The sequence below is a fragment of the Photorhabdus sp. P32 genome, from assembly GCF_038085095.1.
Lineage (GTDB): Bacteria > Pseudomonadota > Gammaproteobacteria > Enterobacterales > Enterobacteriaceae > Photorhabdus > Photorhabdus luminescens.
In genome coordinates, this window is sequence record NZ_JAZGJN010000028.1 from 1 (window position 1) to 465 (window position 465).

The window sequence follows — 465 nt, forward strand, 5'->3', positions numbered from 1 at the left end:
TTTCGAGTTGCAGCGCGGCGGCAAGTGAACGAATCCCCAGGAGCATAGATAACGATGTGACTGGGGTGAGTGAAAGCAGCCAACAAAGCAGCAGCTTGAAAGATGAAGGGTATATACCCAATGGATTTCAAGATGCATCGCGACGGCAAGGGAGCGAATCCTCGGGAGCATAGATAACTATGTGACCGGGGTGAGTGAGTGCAGCCAACAAAGAGGCAACTTGAAAGATGACGGGTATAAAAGAGTATGACGGCAGTGCTGCCATACTTTCTAATATTATCTTGAGGAGTAAAACAGGTATGACTTCATATGTTGATAAACAAGAAATTACAGCAAGTTCAGAAATTGATGATTTGATTTTTTCGAGTGATCCATTAATTTGGTCTTACGACGAGCAGGAAAAAATCAGAAAGAAACTTGTGCTTGATGCATTTCGTCATCATTATAAACATTGTCGAGAATATC

The 465-nt window shown here is 42.4% G+C and carries 1 protein-coding gene; it reads left to right on the forward strand.

Annotated features, from left to right (window positions below; all coding sequences use genetic code 11):
- Positions 1-227: 227 nt before the first annotated feature.
- Positions 228-465 (forward strand): LuxE/PaaK family acyltransferase (locus tag V2H77_RS00090; RefSeq protein WP_445935437.1); only part of this gene is annotated, 238 nt, incomplete at its 3' end.